The sequence below is a fragment of the Collinsella sp. CLA-ER-H8 genome (assembly GCF_040092335.1).
Taxonomy (GTDB): domain Bacteria; phylum Actinomycetota; class Coriobacteriia; order Coriobacteriales; family Coriobacteriaceae; genus Collinsella.
Genome location: NZ_JBBNLU010000003.1, coordinates 193,007 through 213,166, shown reverse-complemented (window position 1 = coordinate 213,166; position 20,160 = coordinate 193,007). Strand labels below are relative to the sequence as shown.

Here is a 20,160-nt window from a genome sequence, read left to right as displayed (position 1 = left end):
GGGGCGAATCGAGGCAAGCAGAAGCTATGCCACAGGCTTAACATCATCCATGACGACGTTATCCATAGCAGCTCGATTGATCTGGTGAACGTAAATAGAAAGACGGATGGCCGTGCGCGACTCCCCGTTAATAAGGATGTCGGAGAACACGGGCGCGCAGGAAATATCAAAACCGGTTGGAATCAAAAAACCGCGCGCGATAGCCACAGCCTTTATGGCCTGGTTGACCGCACCGGCGCCGACACACTGAATGTTGACGGGCACACCATCCTTGACCATGCCGGCGATGGCGCCGGCAACGGACGCGGGCGATGATTTGCTTGATACCTTCAGGCAATCCATGAAGAAACTCCTGCGTTTAAAAGTACGTTTTAACTGCAATAACTGTATCGTACCGAGTGGACTCGGTAAAGGCACTATTCCTCTTTGGCAAGATCGAAGGTCACAGTGATTCGATCACGCGAAACGCGAATCTTTGGGTCGCCGCAAAGGTTGAGATAGTACCGGGCGGCAAGGTCATTAAAGTCGCGCTCCACAGCACGCGAAAACTGTGCCATGTCATCCTTGGCAATACGAAGCCCGCGACGATCCTTCGCGAGATCGACAGGAGCCGGCGCATGCGAGGACGAATCACGCTCGCGCAGCAGACGCGCGGTCACACCGCGAACGGGCTTAATCTGCCCTGCCAAAATGCGATGTGCCGTACGCTCGGACATCTCAAGACCCAAACCCGAGCAGATACGAATAAAGTCCTCGGCATCAGAGGCAAGGCCTAAACGATCGACAACCGGAAGCTCGCTCTCGTCATCAATAAACAGGAGACGAGACGTATCGAGCCGACTTGACGCCTGAGCATAAAGGGTCGCGGCAATCTCAGACGGAGAACCAAGATAGACATCGCAACCACGCAGCTCCTCGAGCGCAAACTCACAGGCAGCGCGAATAATATTATGCGGGCCGCGAGCACAGACATAACGTCCGTCCTCATCCTTGACGGCCTGGGGCCAGCTGGACTGATCGGCACGCTCACTGAGGCGGTCGGCTGCAACGCTCACCTTAAAGGCTGAACCAAGATCGACGCCGGACGTGACCACACGGGCCTCGTCGGTGTTCTGCTTGATCGAAAACAATGCCATGCCACGACCGTGAACGCCCCAACGGTCCATCTTCATGCTCTCGAGCTTGGAGGTAACGCGGGCATCGAAGATTCGCTCTTGCATATCCTGCGGAACGCCCGAACCGTTATCCAGAAAGACAAGCGTGCGGACGCCATCTTCCTTGGTCGTGGCGAGATAGACCTTGTCGGCGCCGGCATCGCGAGCATTACGGAGCATTTCGATGACGATATCCTCGACATGCTGAATGTCGTGTTTTGCCTGGCGCCGCTCGGCCTCCGAAACGCGGAGGCGGACATACCCCTCGCCAAGGTTCTCCTCGACGCGAAGGTTGCCCTCCCCCGACATCGACGCGATAAATGAGATGAGCTCGTTCGCGTCGCTCATGTTAATTAGCGATATCGACAGCGCGGCTCTCGCGAATCACGACGACGCGCACCTGACCGGGATACTCCATCTCTTCCTCGATCTGATGAGCGATATCGTGAGCCAGGACCGTGGACTGGGCATCGGAGATCTTGTCCGGCTGAACCATGACGTGGACCTCGCGACCAGCCTGCATGGCATAGGTACGCTCGACGCCATCATGGGAGTTGGCGATCTCCTCGAGCTTCTCAAGACGCTTGATGTAGTTCTCGGCAGACTCGCGACGGGCACCGGGGCGAGAGGCGGAGACGGCATCGGCGGCCTGTACCAGGACATCGAGCACCGTGTTGGGGTCGACATCGGCATGGTGAGCCTCGATAGCGTGGACGATAACGGGCTTCTCACCATAACGGCGGGCAAGCTCGGCGCCGATGACGGCATGCGGGCCCTCGACGTCGTGGTCGATTGCCTTGCCAAGGTCGTGCAGCAGGCCGGCGCGCTTGGCGGTCACAACGTCCAGGCCAAGCTCGGAAGCCATCACGCCGCACAGGTCAGAGACCTCGAGGGAGTGCTGAAGCACGTTCTGACCAAACGAAGTACGGTAGCGCAGGGCACCAAGGGTCTTGACGATCTCGGGATGCAGGTCGTGAATGCCGGTATCGAAGGCAGCCTGCTCGCCAGCCTCGCGCACGCGCTGCTGAACCAGGTCGGCAGCCTTGTGATACATCTCCTCGATGCGAGCGGGGTGAATGCGGCCGTCGGCGATGAGGTTCTCGAGGGCAACACGAGCGGTCTCACGACGGACCGGGTCGAAGCTCGAAAGAACGACGGTCTCGGGCGTATCGTCGATCACGAGGTTGACACCGGAAACCTGCTCGAAGGTCCGGATGTTGCGACCCTCGCGACCGATGATACGGCCCTTGAGGTCATCAGAGGGAATGTGCACGGAGGTAACGGTGACCTCGGCTGTGTGGTCGGCAGCGCAGCGCTGAATCGCCAGGGACAGAATCTCCTGGGCGGTCTTGTGGCACTCGGCGCGAACCTGCTGCTCGGACTCGCGAATGATCGTGGCAGCCTCGTGGGTGACCTCGCCGCGAACCTTATCGAGGAGCTCCTTGTGGGCGTCCTCGCGGGTAAGGTCGGCAATACGCTCGAGCTCGGAGGTCTGCTTAGTGCAGAGCTCCTCAAGCTCGCGGGAGCGCTTCTCGACCTGACCGGCCTGGCTGGACAGCTGGTGCTCACGCTTGTCGAGAGCGTCGTTTCGGCGATCAAGGGACTCCTCGCGCTGCATCACGCGGTTCTCAAGCGTACGAATCTCGCTCTTACGCTGCTTGTCCTCGGCCTCGGCGGCCTGCTTGTTCTTGATGATCTCCTCTTTAGCCTCGAGCAGAGCCTCTTTTTTGAGGGTCTCGGCCTGACGCTTAGCATCACCGATCAGGGACTCAGCCTGTGCGTGTGCCGACTGGATCTTTTCGTCGGCCTCGTGAAGACTACCCTGCTTGGCGGTGCGCATGTAGGCAATGGCGGCGATGGCACCCAAAACGATGCCAACGAGCGCTGCGATGATAGGCATGCTCACTCCTTTTTATGGATTCGTTACACAACAAAGCGAACCGTCCTTACGAACGGCTCGCGACATTTGAGTAATATGGGCGCAGCTTATGCGGGTCGGATACAGATAAACATATAAACAAACTCATCACAGATGAGCACATATCACAAAGCAAATGACAGTGTTTATCGTACGTTGAACCACAACAACTGTCAAATAAATGGCCCCAGCACGGCGGCTAAAACGCGGTGAACGGCAGGGCAACAAAGCGCATACGCCTAAACTGCACATTCCTCGCGTTCGGCATCGAGACGTGCCTTAACGGCATCGGCGGCGATGTGATACGAGAAGCCCTTGCCCATCAAAAACCGAACCAGTTTTTCGAATCCGCGCGTCTCTGGAACACGACGCTTGGCGAGCAGGGCTGACGCACGCGTCAAATCGTCTTCGACGGCAAAATAATCCTCGGGATAACCGGGAATGTCATCGAGCACGACATGACGGCGCTTGAGCTCGGTCTCGATTTTGCGCTGTCCCCAACCGCGCCGCTTGCGCTCCTCGATAAAGTACGAGCAAAAGCGGCTCTCGTCTAAAAAGCGATACTCGGTGGCGCGCTCGACGGCGAAATCGATCGCAGGCTGGTGAAAGCCGTAGCGAGCCAGCTTGTCACGGACCTCACCCGTCGCATGGTCGCGGCGCGATAACATCTCGGTCACCATGGTAAGTGCACATTTACGCTCAATGAGCTGCACCGCCTCACGGAAGTTGTCCCAATCACAGGGAAGATCGGGGCGGTTTTTGACATACAGCCGCGCGACCCGCACGGGAATCCAAATGGACCGCTCAAAACCGCCCTCAAGCTCACAATCGATATGTGCGCAAGGCTTTTTGGACGCATACCCGCTCGAGAACGAGGAGGCCGCCTTCTTATCGGGAAAGACGACCGTGGCCTCGGTCACCGTATACGACATGAGCGTAACCGCTACTCGTCGTCATCATCGAGCATGGCGGAACCATCGATGGCGTAAAGCTCGTCAAACTCCTCAGGCGCAGGCTGATCGGTCAGCTCGACCTCGGACGGAGCATCGTCATCAAACTCAAGTCCGCAGGCAAGGCGGACCTTATGCTCAATCTCGTCAGCGCAATCGGGGTGTTCGCGCAGGAACGCCTTGGCGGCCTCGCGACCGTTGCCGAGCTTGTCCTCGCCATAGGCAAACCAGGAGCCCATCTTCTTGCAGATGCCGCACTCGACAGCCATGTCCAGAATCGAGCCCTCCTTAGAGATGCCCGTACCGTACATGATGTCGAACTCAGCAGAACGGAACGGAGCTGCCACCTTGTTCTTAACGACCTTGGCGCGCACGCGGTTACCGATAACCTCGTCCTTAAGCTTAATGCTGTCGATACGGCGAATGTCGATACGCACCGAAGAGAAAAACTTAAGGGCGCGGCCGCCCGTCGTAGTCTCGGGGTTGCCGAACATGACGCCGATCTTCTCACGCAGCTGATTAATGAAGATGCACGTCGTGTTGGACTTAGAAAGCGAGCCGGCGAGCTTACGGAGCGCCTGGCTCATCAGGCGAGCCTGAAGACCGACCGTAGTGTCGCCGATTTCTCCCTCGATCTCGGCACGCGGGGTCAGCGCGGCGACAGAGTCGACGACGATGGCATCGATGGCGCCGGAACGCACGAGCATGTCAACGATCTCGAGCGCCTGCTCACCCGTATCGGGCTGGGAAATCAGTACCTCGTCGATATCCACGCCAATGCGCGCGGCATACGTGGGATCGAGCGCATGCTCGGCATCGATAAATGCCACAACGCCACCCATTGCCTGGGCCTCTGCCAAAATCTCGAGCGAAAGCGTCGTCTTACCGGAGGACTCAGGACCGTAAATCTCGACGATACGGCCGCGCGGCACGCCGCCGATACCCAGCGCGGCATCGAGGGCCAGGGCGCCCGTGGGAATGGCCTCGACCTCGAGCTCGGGACCACCGTCGCCGTACCTCATGATGGAACCCTGGCCGAATTTCTTCTCGATCTCGGCCTTGGTGGTGGCGATCATCTCATCGCGCTCTTTACCCGTCGTGCGAGCATGAACGGTACGTACGGGACCTGAATTCTTGGCCATGAATAGCCCTCCTCTTAACAACCTGCATCGATAATAAACGAACGGCTGTTCGTGGTCAACCGTTCAGGCCAATCATATGCAGGCGGTCTTTCCAAAACCCAACCAAACGCCGACCAAACACTGACCAAATGCTTGACCACAAAGGACCAAATATGAACAAGGCAGGCAAAAATACATCTACAACCAGCACAAACGCCAAATGAGCCTAAGGTCCCTATCTCCACAATTAAGGGGCTCGAAGGCCCCTTAAAACACGTCTATACCATAGAGTTGAGCACAAGGGCAATGCGACCCAATGCCTCCGTGACCGCATGGGCACGAACACACGAACGGTCGCCCTCATAGTGGCAGCGCACAGAGTCCACAACCGGCACGCCCCCATCGGCGGAACGATGCGCCCAGCCAATATAGAAAGTGCCCGCCGGATCGTCCTCAGTGCCACCGCCGGGGCCGGCATAACCCGTTGCGCTCACTGCAATATCGCTCTGGTACAGCTCCAGCGAACCCACCGCCATCTCGCGCGCGGTCTGATGCGACACCGCGGTATAGCGGTCAAGCGTCTCCTGCTCAACACCAAGAACGCGATGCTTAATCTCATCGCAATAGGTCACCGCACCGCCACGCAGCACCGCCGAGGCGCCCGGGATATCGGCAATCGTCGAGGCGATCATACCCGCCGTCAGCGACTCAGCCGTCGAAACCGTCACGCCCCGAGCGCTCGCGCGCTCGACAATATCACGCGCCAGCTCCTCGTTATGTGCGGAAATCTGCTCAAAAGAGTCCGTCATACCCACCAGGACCTAGACCGAAAAGACGATCTTGCGGCAGTTCCAGAAGTACTGGGCGCCCGAGATAACGGTCAGGACAACGGCAACGGCGTACAGGAAGCGCGACACCGAGTAGATGCCGAGCGTTAGCGCCACCGGGCCAAGGTGCAAGCCGGCCATAGCAAAAACGCACAGGTAACCGCAAATGGAGACCATCGTGGTTGCCGTCTTGTACTTGCCGAGCTTATCGGCCGCAACGACCACACCGGCCGCACTCGCGACCATGCGAAGGGCGCTCACCAGAAGCTCACGGAACAGGATAATGAACACGGACCACACGGTCACTGCGCCAAAATCCAAGAACAGCAGCAGGGCCGAGAACACGAGCAGCTTATCGGCGATGGGGTCCAAGAATTTACCGAAGTCGGTGATCTCGTTGCGCGAACGCGCCAGATAACCGTCGACCTTATCGGTGCACGACAGGATGACGTACAGAATAAAGGCAGCGGCGGCGAGCGGGCCGTCGAAGGTGCTCCAATCCGTACCGGCAACACTCGTGTGAGAAAGCGCCGACACGATCATGAACACCGGGATAAAGACGATGCGAACGCACGTCACGATGTTGGCGGGCGTCCAGACACTCGTCAGTTCCTTATTACTCTCGTTAGCCACGACGCTCTCCTACTCCACAACATGACCGATAAGCTCGTAGCAGAAGCTATCGGTAAACTCGACGGTCAGAATATCGCCCACGGACGCCTCGCTGGCGTCCAGATGCACCGCGCCATCGGAATCGGGCGCCTGGAACCAGGCATGGCCGATCAGCTCGGCGCCATCCTCGGTCTCTTCGATACCGTCGACGATTACCTGGGCTCGCTCGCCCACATGGGCGGCGGTGGCGGCAAAACCGAGCGACTCGGCCAGGTCCATGGCCTCCTGGGCGCGCTCGAGCTTAACCTCCTCATCGACCTGGCCCTCCATCTTGGCGGCCAGGCTACCTTCCTCACGCGAGTAGGCAAAGACACTCGTGTAGTCAAAGCCGACGGTGTCCATAAAGTCGATAAGGTCGCGGAACTCGTCGTCGGTCTCGGTCGGGAAGCCGACCATGGCCGTGGAACGAATCACGATGCCGGGGATGCGCTCGCGAAGGTCGCGGAACAGATCCTCGAGCTCCTGGCGCGAACCGGAGCGACGCATGGCCTTAAGAATGCGCGCGTCGCAGTGCTGCACGGGGATATCGATATAGGGCAGCACCTCGGGCGTATCGCGAATCGTCTCGATGAGTTCGTCAGTCATGCCCTCGGGCTGCAGATAGAGCACGCGGACCCAGACGTTGTGCGGGTGTACGGCCTCGGCGACGGCACGCAGCAGCTGCGCCAGATTGCGCGGCGAGCCATCGGCGACGTCCTCGTCGGCAAAGTCGGTACCCCAGATGCCCGTGTCCTGGCCGATCAGCACGATCTCGCGCACACCGCCGGCAACCAGGTCGCGCACCTCGGAGATGATGCTCTCGGCATTGCGCGAATGATAGCGGCCGCGGATGTAGGGAATCATGCAGAAGCTGCAGAAGCGGTTGCAGCCATCGGAAATCTTGACGTAGGCGACAGCACCCTCGACGGTACGTTTGACCTGCGGGATATAGGCTGCAATCTCACGCTCGACACCCAGCACGCCATCGATGACCGCCACGATGCCGTCTTCCTCGTCGGCCTTCACAAAGGCAGCGACCTCGGGCAGCTCGTCAGGCAGGTCATCGCCATAGCGCGACGGCACGCAGCCGCACATGACGATGGGGCAAGAACGAACGCCGTCCTGAACCTCGTTGGCGAGCTCGAGCGTGGTCTCGATGCTCTCGGACGTTGCGGAGGCGAGGAACGAACATGTATTGACGATGGCGATATCGGCATCCTGCGGGTCGAATGCCTCCTCGTAGCCCGCGGCGGTCAAAAGAGAACGCATGCGGTCGGTGTCAACCTCGTTCTTAGCGCACCCGAGGGTGATGTAGAGCACGGAGCCCAACGGTGTATCCATGTTGGAGAGCGGTCCTTTCGATTGATATTAGCGGTAGTTGGTGAACTGCAGCGGCTGGCCGTAGTCCTGGTCGCGCAGGAACTGGATCACGGTCTGCAACGCGTCCTTCGAAGCAGAGGAAACACGCAGTTTGTCGGCCTCGATGGTCACCTTGACCTTGAGCTTTTGGTCCTTGATGTCCTTGTTGATCTTCTTGGCGGTCGCCTGGTCGATACCCTCGACGATATGGCCGAGCACGCGCACGGTGCCGCCCGACGCCGCCTGCGGAGCATCCCACGAGACAGCCTTGAGGTCGATGCCGCGCTTGATGAGCTTGGAGCTCAACACGTCGATAATCTGTTTGGAGACAAAGTCGGCCGGGGCGTTGATCGTAAAGAGCTTGTCGCCCTTCGAAAGCTCGATCGTGGCGCCAGAATCCTTAAGGTCATAGCGCTGGGAAATCTCGCGCGTGGTCTGCTGGAAGGCGTTGTCGACCTCTTGCATGTTGACCTCGGACACGACGTCGAAGCTGGAATCTTTAGCCATGATGTTTCCTTTCGCGTACGAGCGGCTTAGTAGCTATCGTACGAATAGTCGGTAGAATCGGTGGGCGTCTGACCGTCAGTTGCGGTATCGGCGCCATCCGTGGACTGGCCATCGGTACCGTCGGTGGTATCGGTACCATCGGTGGTGTCGGTACCATCAGAACTTTCACCATTCTCGGAATCAGTCGTCTCCTTCTTGGGAACGGTGATCGTCACACGCGCCACGCCCGAGGTCTTGGTATCGTAACGAACCTTTTCACCGTTCTTGGTAACGGTGACATCGGAAGGCTTGGACGTGGTGATCTCGATCGAGGACTCGGGCGTGTACTCCTGCTCAAAGGGGCCAGTCGCCTGGGCGCCATAGACCGACTTGCCGTCGACCTTGACCTCAATCCACGCGGTCTTTCCCTTGGCAACGGAGACCTTGACCTTCGTTACCTCGTTCTCTTCCTTTTTAGCCGTCGTCTTGGTGGCGTCCGAATCGGTCGACTCATCCGTCGCCTCATCGGTGTCTTCGTCCTCGTCAACCGTTTCGGTCTTCTTAGAAGACTTCTTGGTCGTCGTCTTGGTAGCAGCGGGCGTCTCGAGCGTGGTCTCGGGCGTCGAAGATGCGCAGCCACGCAGAAGCACCACGATGAGCACAATCAACAGCAGCGCAACGGCACCGATGCCGGCGTAGATGATACGCGGATCGAGCCCGTTGTTTTGAGGAGTACGTGACCCGCCGCGTCCACGACCGGAACTGCTGCGGCCGCCTCCCTGAGGCATACGACCGCGATTGCTATCGGGACGGCCGCGATAGCCGCCCTGGCCCTGAAGGCTGCGTTGACCCGAGCGGGGCGCAAGCTCACCGCGGCATTGATAGCCACGCTGGCCCGAACGCGGAGCCGAAGAGCGCTGGCCATACGGCTGTGATTGAGAGCGAAGACGCGGCGTCACCTGCGTGGTATCGGCATCCGCATAGCCACCGCGAGAGCGTCCGGCGGAGGCACCACGGTAACCGCGATCGGAATAGCCGCCGTCGCCGTAGCCGGCACGAGGGTCACGCGCCACGCCGCGGGCAGCGGGAAGTGCACGGTCCTCGGGCATCGGCGTACTGCGGAACCGGTCACGCTGTGAGCGAATCTCCTCGCCCGAACCCGTCTCGGTAATATAACCGGCCTGCTGAGGACGCTGTCCATAGCGGGTCGAACGACCGCCCTGAACCATCAGGAAGCGCCCGTTGTCGACCGAGGAACGCGAATTGACGTAGCCGGCGGCGTCCTGAAAACGACCGCCCTGCTGCGACGTCTCGCGTTCGTATGCCATCAGGTCGTCAAAGTAGGCATTGACGACCTCGCGCGGATTGAGGCCCAAAAAGCGAGCATAGCTCGAAATCATGCCCTGCGCATAGCCGCGCGGCGGCATCGAAGCAAAGTTACCGGTCTCGAAAAACTCGATGATCTGCGGCCTGATTTTGATGGTGTTGGCGACCTGCTGAATGGAAAGGCCCATTCGGCGACGCTGCTCGAGCAGCATGTCACCAAAGCGTGCAGCCATCAGAATCCTCCAAACTCACGATCTTCACGTGCCATCTCGGCGTCGACAGACTCCAGCGCGGCAAGCCCCTCCTCGTCCAACAGGACCTCGCGCGGCTTGGAACCGTCGGGCGGGCCGACGACACCCTTTTCTTCCAGCATGTCCATAATACGCCCGGCACGCGCGTAGCCAACCTTCAGACGACGTTGCAGGCCAGATGTGGAGCCAAGCTGCGATTCCACCACAATATGGGCGGCTTCCCAAATGAGCGGATCATCGTCTTGCGGCTCGGCGACTCCGGTGCGGACAATGCCGCCGCCACCCGCCATGGACATGGAAGCGGGCGCCACGGCAGACAGAATCTCCTCGTGGTAGTCGGGCTCGCTCTGCGACTTGACGAACTCGACAATCTCATTGATTTCATCGTCCGAGACAAAGCAGCCCTGGATACGGCGAGGCTTGCCCCAGTCGACCTTGGAGAACAGCATGTCGCCCAAACCGGTAAGCTTTTCGGCACCCATCTGGTCGATGATGACGCGCGAGTCGATGCCCGTGGCGACGTTAAAGGCGATGCGATTGGTGATGTTGGCCTTGATGAGGCCCGTCACCACGTTTGAGCTGGGACGCTGCGTGGCCACGATAAGATGAATACCGGCGGCACGGCCCAGCTGTGCAATACGCACGATCGAGGCCTCGACATCCTTACCGGCGACCATCATCAGGTCCGAGAGCTCGTCAATGATGATGACCAGGTAGGGCATCTTTTGCGGCGGATTGTCGTAATGCTCAAACTCGCCGGCGGCCTGCTTTTCGTTATAGGTCGAAATCTTACGAACGTTAAGGCGCTCGAAGACCTTCAGGCGACGCTCCATCTCGGACACGGCCCATTGCAGAGCGCTCGCGGCCTGCTTGGGCTCGGTCACTACAGGCACGTAAAGATGCGGCAGACCGTTATAGCCCGCAAGCTCGACGCGCTTGGGGTCGACCATGATCAGGCGAACGTCCTCGGGAAGGGCGCGCATGAGCAGGGTCGTGATGATGGAGTTGATCATGACCGACTTGCCGGAACCCGTGGTACCGGCAATCAACAGGTGGGGCATCTTGGCAAGGTCGGCGACGACCGGCGTGCCCTCGGCGTCGCGGCCGATGGCGAGCTCGAGCGGACCGCCCTTCACATAGGGCAGCACGTCGCCCAGGTTGACGTTCTGGCGCTTGCGGTTGGGAATCTCGATGCCCACGAGCGAGGTGCCGGGGATCGGGGCAAAGATACGCACCGACTGGGCAGCGAGCGAAAGCGCGATATCGTCCTCGAGGCTCGAAATCTTACTCACGCGCTCGCCCTCGCCGGGCTGAAGCTTAAAGGTCGTAACCGTGGGGCCGGCGATCCAGCCGACCACGCGGGCACTGCGGCCAAACTCAAGCAAGGTGGATTGCAGTGACTCGGCAGTCTGTTCCAGCTCCTTGTCCGAAGACGCGGAGGACGCCGACTGCGGGTTGGCATGCAGGATCTCGAGCGGCGGAAGCTTGAGGCCGTCCTCTTCTTCGCCCTCGTTATCTGCGGCGCCGCCGTCCGCTCCCCCATCGCTAGCCGCAGCCGATTCGACAGCACTCGAGGCAGACGCATCGGCAACCTTGGGATGCTTCAAGAAGTCGGGGATCTGAGGTGCTGCCGAGACAGGATTCACGGCAAACGGCGGCTCGGACTCGTCGATCTTATCGGGGTCGTCTTCCATCGAAAGCTGACCGGTTACCTGGTCGCGCTTTGCATGGCGGCGCGGCAGCAAAGTTGTCTTTGCGGTCTCAATCGGAGCCTCGTCATCCTCGTCATCGCCCTCGGTGAGCTCAATCTCGCTATCGGACCAAGACGGGTCGGGCTCGCTTGTATTGAGCTTAGGCGCAGCCTTGCCCTTCTTGGCATGGCGGCGCGGCAGCAGCGTCGTCTTAGCGCGCTCAGCCTCAACCGACTCGGACACGTCGACAAACGGATTCTCGTCCTCGTCGTCATCGTCCAAAACCGGGTCCACATCGTTGCCCATGACCGTGGTCACGGCAGCATCGGAGCCCTTTTGACGAAGAATGCTCAGGTGCGGACGGGCAACGCCGGGCACCGACAGGGCTTCGTCGTCACCCCACGGACTCGCGTTAACATCGGCACGACGGCGCTCGGCAAAATCGGCCGCGCGGTCGCGAGCAGAGCGCAAAACGCCGCCAACCGAAAAGCCGATGATGACCAAGCCCACGACGACAAGGCCCAACAGGACTACCATCGCGATAGGCTTACCCAGGGCATTCTGCAGCGCACTCGCAATAAACGCACCGATGTAGCCACCCGAGGCGGACAAATTTTGCGGCGTGAACATAAGGTCACACGAGTCGCTCGTACCCGGCACCATCAGCGAGAGAATGGAGACGACGGCGATAAAGACCACGGCGCCGCCCGCAACAGAGCGCACGTTGAGCGGCGAGTCCTCGCCTAAAAAAAGCGTGGCGGCAAACAGCAAAATGACGATCGGCAGCACGTAGGCGCCCAGACCAAAGCCCAGGTGGTAGAAACCGGCAACCGCAGCCGTAACGGGTGCGGTCGCCGGCGAAATCACGGCAATGAAGGACGCAATCGCCAAAACGGCTATGACCACGCCGGCGATATCGCGGTTGGCCGAGGGCTCGACCAAGGGCTCAAAATCGTCAAAGTCCGCCTCGTGGCCCTTATTGGCACGCAGATGGGAACCGGCACCCTTAGCAGATGCCGGTTGGTTGTTGGCCTTATTGCCTTTGGCGTTTTGTGCAGATCCGCGCGCCAAACTAAACCTCCATGACGACCGGGATGATCATCGGACGGGTGCGCGTACGGCTCCAGATAAAGTTAGAGAGCGAGTCGCGCACGGCCTTGCGAATGGCATCGGAACCGCTGCTCGTAAAGCTGAACTTGCCCTTCTCGATCGTCTTCATGATGGACGCGGAGGCATCCTCGGAGAACTGGTCGTCGATGGCAAACGAGACGCCGCGGCCCGAGAACTCGATGGCCTCGATCTTCTTGTGCTTGAGCGAGACGATGGCAACAGCGGTAACCATACCGTCGTTGGCGAGCTTCTGACGATCGCGCAGGACGATGGGGTCGGTATCGCCGATACGCAGGCCGTCGACGTAGACGACGCCGGACTCGACGGGCGTACCGCGTTTGACGATACCGCCGCGCATCTCGAGCGTGTCGCCGTTATCGAGGATAAAGATGTGATCGTCCTTGATGCCCATCTTACGAGCAAGCTGGGCATGGGCACGCAGATGCACGGCCTCGCCGTGAACCGGCATAAAGTAGGTGGGCTTGGCCATGGCCATCAGGAGCTTGAGTTCCTCCTGGCTACCGTGACCGGAGACGTGAACGAGAGCGCGGTTCTTATCCCACACGTCGCAACCGAGTTTGGCCAGGCTGTTGACGACCTGCTGGACGGCTTTCTCATTGCCAGGAACAGGAGTTGCTGAGAGGATGACGGTATCGCCCTCGTGGATAGAGAGCGTCTTGTGCTCGCCGTTGGCCATGCGAGACAGGGCCGACAGCGGCTCGCCCTGCGAACCGGTGCACATGACAACGATCTTGTCGTCAGGCAGGTTATCGATGTCGAAGGCATCGATAATATCGGCATCGTCGATGTTGAGGTAGCCCAGCTCGCGCGCCACACGGGTGTTAGTGAGCATGGAGCGACCGGTCACAACGACCTTACGACCGCACTTGCGGGCAGCATCGCAGATCTGCTGCAAACGATGAATGTGACTCGAGAACGACGCGACGAACACACGACCCGGGGCGTTCTTGATGGCGCGCAGCAAGTTGGGACCGACCTCGGCCTCGGACTTGGTAAAGCCGGGAACAGTGGCGTTGGTGGAGTCGGACAGCAGCAGGTCGATGCCCTGCTTGGCAAAGCGGCTGATAGCGGCATAGTCGGGCGTGACACCATCGATGGGCGTCTGGTCAAGCTTAAAGTCGCCGGTGTGCATAACGGTGCCCTGGTTGGTGCGGATGAACACGCCCAGAGCGCCGGGGATGGAGTGCGTCATCGAGAAGAAGTCGAGCGAGATGCCGCCGAGGTTGACATGGCTGCCGCCCTTGACCTCGCGGAACTTGGGTGCGCGGATGCGGAACTCAGAAAGCTTGCCCTCGATAAAGCCAAGCGTCAGCTTGCTCGAGAAGATGGGCACCTTATTGTTGAGGTCCTGCAGCAGGTACGGAAGCGAACCGGTGTGGTCCTCGTGGCCGTGGGTGACGACGATACCGCGGAGCTTCTCCTCGTTCTCCAGAACATAGGTGTAGTCGGGAAGAACCAGGTCGATACCGGGCTGGGAGTCATCCGGGAACATGAGACCGGCGTCGACGAGCACCATGTCGTCGCCGCACTCGAAGACCGTCATGTTCTTGCCGATGCCGTCAAGGCCGCCGAGCGGGATGATCTTCAAGGGAGATGATTTTTTAGCTGCCATAGGTTAGTGTGGTTTCCTTTCTTCGAAACGGGTCTGGAACAACCGACGGGGCGCTTCTGGCAAACCGACCGCCGGGAACGTACAAACATGCATCACAGAGTCGATGCAATAACCACAGTATGATACCCATTTGCACAACAACAGACCACCCATGCATCAAAGCCCCATCTGAACTGGTCCATCCCGCCGGTTTCCCGTGGGGCGGGCACTGATGAAGTTTCCTGCTCTACAGTCCTGCTCACGACGGAGGCCACATTAAGTGGCCTCCTGTTCGTGCGGAACTCGCGATAAACTTCATCAGTGCCCGCCCCACGGGAAACCTGCCAAAAGGGAACGGGTTTATTTGGGCGGTTTTATCTGGGAAGATGCTGCTGCGGCTATCTACAGATCTGAAATCTGTCTACTGAATAGACTGTCTAACTAAATAGCGAGCGGCACTAACCAGCCCTTTTGCTTGCGCCCGGGAGGGGCGCATATGAAGTTTATCGCGAGTTCCGCACGCAAAGGAAAGCACTTAATGTGCTTTCCGTCTTGCGCAGGACTGTAGAGCAGGAAACTTCATATGCGTCCCTCCCGGGCGCAAGCAAAAGGGCGACCCCGCAGTGGGGTCGCCCTTGTTGAACTGCTTATGTGTAACTATTACTCGGCGTCGTGGTGACGGCGGGGCTTGCGGCCTCCGTTGTCGCCGGGACGGCGCGGACGATCACTGCGCTCGGAGCGCTCGCGACGCGGACGCTCACGGCGCTGGAAGTGCTCGCCGTCGCCCTCAGAGGCACCCTCGGCGCGAGCCGGGGCCTCGGGCTTGTCAAGACGATCGAGCGAGATCTTGCCGCGATCGTCAACCTCGATGACGACGACCTTGACCTCGTCGCCCACGTTGAGGACGTCCTCGACCTTCTCCACGCGGCCCTTGGCAACGCGGGAGATGTGCAGCAGGCCGTCCTTGCCGGGCAGCAGGTTCACGAAGGCGCCGAAGGGCTGGATGGAGACCACGCGACCGGTGTACTCCTCGCCCGGCTCGGGAACCTTGATGATGAGCTTGATGCGCTCGACAGCCTGGTCGACGGACTCGCCGGTGCCGCCGACAAAGACGGTGCCGTCCTCCTGGATGTCGACCGAAGCGCCGGTCTCATCCTGGATACCACGGATGACCTTACCGCCGGAACCGATGACGTCGCGGATCTTGTCGGTCGGAACCTGGATGGAGACGATACGCGGAGCGGTGCTGCGCGTGGTGTGACGCGGCTCGGGGATCACATCGAGCATCTTCTGCAGAATGAAGGCGCGACCCTCCTTGGCCTGCTGCAGGGCGCGGGCCAGGATGTCGAAGGTGAGGCCGGTGGCCTTGTTGTCCATCTGCAGGGCGGTGATGCCCTCGGTGGTGCCGGTGACCTTAAAGTCCATGTCGCCCAGGAAGTCCTCGAGACCCTGGATGTCGGACAGAACCACGGTCTTGCCCTCCTCCTGGATCAGGCCCATGGCGATACCGGAGACCGGGCGCTTAATGGGCACGCCGCCGTCCATAAGGGCGAGCGTGGAACCGCAGGTCGAAGCCATCGAAGAGGAGCCGTTGGACTCCATGACCTCGGAGACGACGCGGATGGCATAGGGGAACTCGTTCTCGTCGGGAAGCACCGGAAGCAGAGCGCGCTCGGCCAGATTGCCATGGCCGATCTCGCGGCGCTTGGGGCTGCCCATGCGGCCGGTCTCGCCGGTGCAGAACGGCGGGAAGTTGTAGTGGTGCATGTAGCGCTTGCCCTCGGTGGGCTCGATGGTATCCAGACGCTGGCCCTCGTTGAGCATGCCGAGCGACAGGACGGAAAGCACCTGGGTCTGGCCACGCTGGAACAGACCGGAGCCGTGAACGAGCGGCAGGTAGTTGTCCTTCACCATGATGGGACGAATCTCGTCGGCGGCACGGCCGTCGACGCGCTCGCCGGTCTCGACGACCATGGTGCGCATGGCCTTCTTCTCGAGCTTCTTGAGCGCCACGGGGATCTCGCGCTCCCAAGCGGCCTGCTCCTCCTCGGTGAACTCGGCACGGATGGACTCCTTCAGAGCCTCGACCTTACCGATACGGGAGAGCTTGTCGGCGTCGCGAAGGGCGGCTGCCATCTCGTCGTAGTGGGCGAAGATGCGCTCCTGGACCTCCTCGACGGGCTGGTCGAGCGGGTACTCCTTCTTGACGATGGGGCCGTTGACCTGCTCCCACTCGGCGACGAACTCGTCCTGAGCCTGGCAGAAAGCAGCAAGGGCCTCCTGGCCAAACTTCATGGCGGCGAGCATGTCGTCCTCAGAAATCTCCTCGGCACCGGCCTCGACCATCGAGATGAAGTCAGCAGAGCCGCCCAGCTCCAGGTCCAGATCGGAGTTCACGCGCTCCTCGTAGGTGGGGTTGACGATAAACTCGCCGGTCTCCACGTTACGGCCGATGCGCACGCAGGCAAGCGGGCCCTCGAAGGGCACGCCACCGAGCGTCATGGCCAGGGAAGCACCCATGACGTTGATGACGTCGAAGGGGTTGACCTGGTCGGCGACGAGCGAGGTGGCGACGATGTGCACCTCGTTGCGGAAGCCGTCCGGGAAACTCGGGCGAATCGGACGGTCGATCATGCGCGCGGTGAGCGTGGCCTTCTCGCTGGGACGGCCCTCACGCTTGAGGTAACCACCCGGGATGCGGCCGGCTGCGTACATCTTCTCGTTGAAGTCGACGGTCAGCGGGAAGAAGTCGTAGTTCTTGCGCTCCTTGGAGACGACCACGGTGTCGAGCATCGTGGTGTCGCCCTGCTTGACCAGGCAAGCGCCGGTGGCCTGCTTGGCAAGCTCGCCCGACTCAAAGGTGTAGGTCTTGCCGTACAGCTCAAAGGTCTTGGATACGAGTGTCATTGTTCTCCTTTACCCCACAGGCCCCTTGCCTGCGGGCTTCTCATGTGACGCGAGCCCCCTGCCCCCGCCACGCTTCAGAGCGTGATTGTTCGCGCCCTTACACAAAAAGAGCGCCCCGCTGCGCAGGACGCTCTTAGCATGTACAAATCCTTACTGGATGTTGTCGCGAATGCCCAGAGCCTTGATGAGCTCACGGTACTCGACGATGTCGTTCTTCTTGATGTAGGAGAGAAGACGACGACGACGGCCGACGAGCATGAGCAGGCCACGACGGGTGTGGAAGTCCTTCTGGTGGGACTTCATGTGCTCGGTCAGCTCCTTGATGCGCTCGGACAGGATGGCGACCTGAACCTTGGGGTTGCCGGTGTCGACCGGGGTGTTACCGAACTGGGCAGTCAGCTCCGCCTTGCGCTCTTTGGAAACAGTCATTGTTTCACCTTTCGTTTCTTGTCGCCCTCGGGCGACGCTATTCGCCTCGGACTGGGAAGCCGCCGGTGGAGCGAGCATCCAAGATCGAGGTACCAACAGGTCGGTATGTTACCACAAGCAGCCCGCGACTGCGCATCATCACCGACCCAACATGAATTCCATCGCACGGAGGCGCTGATCGGTGTGCGTCGCAGCCCAAACATGCGAAAGCCCCAACAAAAAGGCAGCGGTATGGGGATCGACCCTCTCGGCCATGAGTGCATCGAAGGTCATGGACATGAGGGCGCGCAGCCACGCGACCTCACCGGTCGACACCAACTCGGCACCCGGAACGCTCGACGCGCACGACCCGCACAGAAGACCGCCCGCCCGGGGCGAAAAATACGACAGCATGGGGTCTCCGCACAGCACGCAGGCAGAAAAATCGGGTCGATAGCCAACGTGCGACAGCAGCTTAAAGACATATGCCGCCACAAGCAGATCCATATGCGCCGTGTCGAGCCCGCTGCCCACCAGGGCAAGCGCCCGCTGCGTGATGGCAAAGGTAAACGGGTCCTCGGCGTCCTCGAACGAGCACACGCGCGCGACCTCGGCGATCGCGCTTGCGGCGCAGGTCGTCTCGTAATCGGGCGCAGCGCCGAGCGGCGCCTCCATAAGCTCTGCCTGGGAAACCACGTCGAGCGACCGTCCATGCGCGAGCAGCATATCGACGGTGCAGAACAGCTCGCAGCGCGCAGCCAGGCGCCCACCGGGTTTGCGGGCGCCCTTTGCCACGGCGCGAACCTGCCGACCCCGTTCGTCAAGCATCGTCAGGATCAGGTCCGTCTCTTTGAGCTTGGTCTTATCGAGGACGAGCACCTTCGTACGATATGTCCGGGAGCCTGCCATGCGCGCCGCGCGTCCTTAGTCCTCGGCGTTGTAGCCAAAGCGGCGAATCTGGGCCTCGTCGTCACGCCAGCCGGCCTTGACCTTCACGTCCAGCTCCAAAAAGACCTGCGTGCCAAAGATGCGCTCAAGATCGCGGCGGGCGTCGATACCGATATGCTTGATCATCTCGCCGCCCTTGCCGATGATGATGCCCTTTTGGCCCTCGCGCTCGACGTAAATGGTGGCGTGCACGCGCAGCACCTTCTTGGTCTGCTCGAGCGCATCGCAGATCACGCCAACGGAGTGCGGGATCTCATCACGGGTGCGGCGCAAGACCTTCTCGCGCACAAACTCGGCAACGAGGGTCTCGTCGGACGCGTCGGTGCCCATGTCCTCGGGGAACCAACGCGGACCCTCGGGCAAAAAGTGAGCGACAGTCTCGATAAACGCATCGACGTTGAAGTTCTTGACCGACGACGTCACGATCTCATCGTCATATTCCATGAGCTCGTGGGCGGCCTTAAGCTGCTCCATGACCTGTGCGGGGTCGGCCTCATCGGCCTTGGTGAGCACCAGGACCTTCTTGGAACGGGCATTCTTGACGCGCTCGGCAACCCAGGCGTCTCCCCTGCCGATCGGCTTGGTGGCATCAATCAAAAACGCGACGACATCGACATCGTTCAGCTCGAACAGCGCGCTCTTGTTGAGCTCGGATCCCAGACCGTCCTTGGGTTTGTGAATACCCGGGGTATCGACAAAAACCAGCTGGTAGCCAGGACGGTTGACGACGGCGCGCATGCGACGGCGGGTCGTCTGGGCCACCGGCGAGGTGATGGCAACCTTTTTGCCATAGCAGGCATTAAGCAGCGTGGACTTGCCGGCGTTGGGGCGTCCGACCAGGGCCACAAAGCCGCTGCGGAAACCGGGTTCCACGTCACCAAAGCCCATAGGACCGTCGTCCTCGTCGCAAAGGGCGTCGAGGTCCTCGTCGCTCATGCCCTCAAACGGGTCGAACTCCTCGACATCCTCGAGCCCCTCGGTATCCACCGCGTCCAAAGTCTCGTCGTCCAGGATCTCATCGGTAGGCTGCATATTGTCGGACATGGGAATCCCTTTCTAAATAAAGCCGAGCGCGTGGGCAAATACCAGCACGCCCACAATCGCGGCGGTGATGGAAAGAATGTATACAGAGGCGGCGGCGATGTCCTTCGCACGCTTGGCCAGCGGATGGAGCTCCTGGGTCGCTAGGTCGACGATAGCCTCCATAGCGGTGTTGCACAGCTCGCCGTGAATCACCAGGCCACAACAGATGATAATCGTGGCCCACTCGGCAATGTCGAGGCCCACGATACAGCCGGCAATGACGGTGCACACGCCCGCCAAGAGCATGACCTTAATGTTGCGCTCGGTCTTGACGGCGGTGACGAAGCCCTCCATGGCGTAGGAAAACGACTTTAAGAAGGACGGATGGTCCTTGTTCGATCCGGGAATCATAGACGGC

17 protein-coding genes are annotated in these 20,160 nt (G+C 60.3%); all 17 read right to left on the bottom strand.

Going from position 1 to position 20,160, the window contains the following annotated elements; all coding sequences use genetic code 11:
* Window positions 1-24: 24 nt before the first annotated feature.
* The 17 genes from AAAX72_RS03325 to AAAX72_RS03245 all read right to left on the bottom strand — a co-directional run bounded on the left by AAAX72_RS03325 (window position 25) and on the right by AAAX72_RS03245 (window position 20,153).
* Entirely contained in the window at window positions 25-342 is a 318-nt protein-coding gene (locus tag AAAX72_RS03325) for a stage V sporulation protein S (RefSeq protein WP_006235982.1), read from the bottom strand.
* Between the two features lie 74 nt (window positions 343-416).
* Window positions 417-1,502: an ATP-binding protein gene (locus tag AAAX72_RS03320; RefSeq protein ID WP_006235981.1), complete on the bottom strand. Its 1,086-nt coding sequence runs from the start codon at window positions 1,500-1,502 to the stop codon at window positions 417-419.
* Between the two features lies 1 nt (window position 1,503).
* Entirely contained in the window at window positions 1,504-3,054 is a 1,551-nt protein-coding gene (gene rny / locus AAAX72_RS03315) for a ribonuclease Y (protein ID WP_349129014.1), read from the bottom strand.
* Between the two features lie 257 nt (window positions 3,055-3,311).
* A complete protein-coding gene (locus AAAX72_RS03310; RefSeq protein WP_082437769.1) occupies window positions 3,312-4,004 on the bottom strand; it encodes a regulatory protein RecX in 693 nt (230 codons plus the stop codon).
* 11 nt (window positions 4,005-4,015) lie between these two features.
* On the bottom strand, window positions 4,016-5,164 hold the full coding sequence (gene recA / locus AAAX72_RS03305) for a recombinase RecA (protein WP_022094695.1): 1,149 nt from the start codon (window positions 5,162-5,164) through the stop codon (window positions 4,016-4,018).
* A gap of 257 nt (window positions 5,165-5,421) precedes the next feature.
* A complete protein-coding gene (locus tag AAAX72_RS03300; RefSeq protein WP_035138501.1) occupies window positions 5,422-5,952 on the bottom strand; it encodes a CinA family protein in 531 nt (176 codons plus the stop codon).
* A gap of 12 nt (window positions 5,953-5,964) precedes the next feature.
* On the bottom strand, window positions 5,965-6,603 hold the full coding sequence (pgsA, locus tag AAAX72_RS03295; protein ID WP_040359858.1) for a CDP-diacylglycerol--glycerol-3-phosphate 3-phosphatidyltransferase: 639 nt from the start codon (window positions 6,601-6,603) through the stop codon (window positions 5,965-5,967).
* Window positions 6,604-6,612: 9 nt separating this feature from the next.
* Window positions 6,613-7,962 (bottom strand): 30S ribosomal protein S12 methylthiotransferase RimO, encoded by a 1,350-nt coding sequence (gene rimO / locus AAAX72_RS03290; protein ID WP_035138503.1) that lies wholly within the window; start codon window positions 7,960-7,962, stop codon window positions 6,613-6,615.
* 27 nt (window positions 7,963-7,989) lie between these two features.
* Window positions 7,990-8,487, bottom strand: a complete 498-nt coding sequence (locus tag AAAX72_RS03285; RefSeq protein ID WP_022094699.1) for a YajQ family cyclic di-GMP-binding protein — start codon at window positions 8,485-8,487, stop codon at window positions 7,990-7,992.
* 26 nt (window positions 8,488-8,513) lie between these two features.
* Window positions 8,514-10,025 (bottom strand): helix-turn-helix transcriptional regulator, encoded by a 1,512-nt coding sequence (locus tag AAAX72_RS03280; RefSeq protein WP_349129013.1) that lies wholly within the window; start codon window positions 10,023-10,025, stop codon window positions 8,514-8,516.
* Window positions 10,025-12,805: a DNA translocase FtsK 4TM domain-containing protein gene (locus tag AAAX72_RS03275; RefSeq protein WP_349129011.1), complete on the bottom strand. Its 2,781-nt coding sequence runs from the start codon at window positions 12,803-12,805 to the stop codon at window positions 10,025-10,027. The genes AAAX72_RS03280 and AAAX72_RS03275 overlap by 1 nt, the downstream gene beginning before the upstream one ends.
* A 1-nt stretch (window position 12,806) precedes the next feature.
* Complete coding sequence (locus AAAX72_RS03270) at window positions 12,807-14,477, bottom strand: ribonuclease J (protein ID WP_349129010.1); 1,671 nt, start codon at window positions 14,475-14,477, stop codon at window positions 12,807-12,809.
* Between the two features lie 639 nt (window positions 14,478-15,116).
* Complete coding sequence (locus AAAX72_RS03265) at window positions 15,117-17,363, bottom strand: polyribonucleotide nucleotidyltransferase (RefSeq protein ID WP_349129009.1); 2,247 nt, start codon at window positions 17,361-17,363, stop codon at window positions 15,117-15,119.
* Between the two features lie 150 nt (window positions 17,364-17,513).
* Complete coding sequence (gene rpsO, locus AAAX72_RS03260; protein ID WP_035138510.1) at window positions 17,514-17,792, bottom strand: 30S ribosomal protein S15; 279 nt, start codon at window positions 17,790-17,792, stop codon at window positions 17,514-17,516.
* A gap of 138 nt (window positions 17,793-17,930) precedes the next feature.
* Window positions 17,931-18,680, bottom strand: a complete 750-nt coding sequence (recO, locus tag AAAX72_RS03255; RefSeq protein WP_349129007.1) for a DNA repair protein RecO — start codon at window positions 18,678-18,680, stop codon at window positions 17,931-17,933.
* A gap of 15 nt (window positions 18,681-18,695) precedes the next feature.
* Window positions 18,696-19,763 carry a GTPase Era gene (era, locus tag AAAX72_RS03250; RefSeq protein WP_349129005.1) on the bottom strand — a complete coding sequence of 356 codons (1,068 nt, stop codon included), beginning with the start codon at window positions 19,761-19,763 and terminating at the stop codon, window positions 18,696-18,698.
* A 12-nt stretch (window positions 19,764-19,775) separates the two neighbouring features.
* A complete protein-coding gene (locus AAAX72_RS03245) occupies window positions 19,776-20,153 on the bottom strand; it encodes a diacylglycerol kinase family protein (protein WP_195239272.1) in 378 nt (125 codons plus the stop codon).
* Between the last annotated feature and the right edge of the window lie 7 nt (window positions 20,154-20,160).

What these genes read in the sequence shown, in the direction of transcription:
- AAAX72_RS03280 (WP_349129013.1), bottom strand. Translation starts at nt 10,025, where the DNA reads ATGGCTGCACGCTTTGGTGACATGCTGCTCGAGCAGCGTCGCCGAATG.
- rimO (WP_035138503.1), bottom strand. Translation starts at nt 7,962, where the DNA reads ATGGATACACCGTTGGGCTCCGTGCTCTACATCACCCTCGGGTGCGCT.
- rny (WP_349129014.1), bottom strand. Translation starts at nt 3,054, where the DNA reads ATGCCTATCATCGCAGCGCTCGTTGGCATCGTTTTGGGTGCCATCGCC.
- AAAX72_RS03300 (WP_035138501.1), bottom strand. Translation starts at nt 5,952, where the DNA reads ATGACGGACTCTTTTGAGCAGATTTCCGCACATAACGAGGAGCTGGCG.
- AAAX72_RS03265 (WP_349129009.1), bottom strand. Translation starts at nt 17,363, where the DNA reads ATGACACTCGTATCCAAGACCTTTGAGCTGTACGGCAAGACCTACACC.
- AAAX72_RS03310 (WP_082437769.1), bottom strand. Translation starts at nt 4,004, where the DNA reads ATGTCGTATACGGTGACCGAGGCCACGGTCGTCTTTCCCGATAAGAAG.
- rpsO (WP_035138510.1), bottom strand. Translation starts at nt 17,792, where the DNA reads ATGACTGTTTCCAAAGAGCGCAAGGCGGAGCTGACTGCCCAGTTCGGT.
- AAAX72_RS03325 (WP_006235982.1), bottom strand. Translation starts at nt 342, where the DNA reads ATGGATTGCCTGAAGGTATCAAGCAAATCATCGCCCGCGTCCGTTGCC.
- recA (WP_022094695.1), bottom strand. Translation starts at nt 5,164, where the DNA reads ATGGCCAAGAATTCAGGTCCCGTACGTACCGTTCATGCTCGCACGACG.
- era (WP_349129005.1), bottom strand. Translation starts at nt 19,763, where the DNA reads ATGTCCGACAATATGCAGCCTACCGATGAGATCCTGGACGACGAGACT.
- AAAX72_RS03285 (WP_022094699.1), bottom strand. Translation starts at nt 8,487, where the DNA reads ATGGCTAAAGATTCCAGCTTCGACGTCGTGTCCGAGGTCAACATGCAA.
- AAAX72_RS03245 (WP_195239272.1), bottom strand. Translation starts at nt 20,153, where the DNA reads ATGATTCCCGGATCGAACAAGGACCATCCGTCCTTCTTAAAGTCGTTT.
- AAAX72_RS03270 (WP_349129010.1), bottom strand. Translation starts at nt 14,477, where the DNA reads ATGGCAGCTAAAAAATCATCTCCCTTGAAGATCATCCCGCTCGGCGGC.
- recO (WP_349129007.1), bottom strand. Translation starts at nt 18,680, where the DNA reads ATGGCAGGCTCCCGGACATATCGTACGAAGGTGCTCGTCCTCGATAAG.
- AAAX72_RS03320 (WP_006235981.1), bottom strand. Translation starts at nt 1,502, where the DNA reads ATGAGCGACGCGAACGAGCTCATCTCATTTATCGCGTCGATGTCGGGG.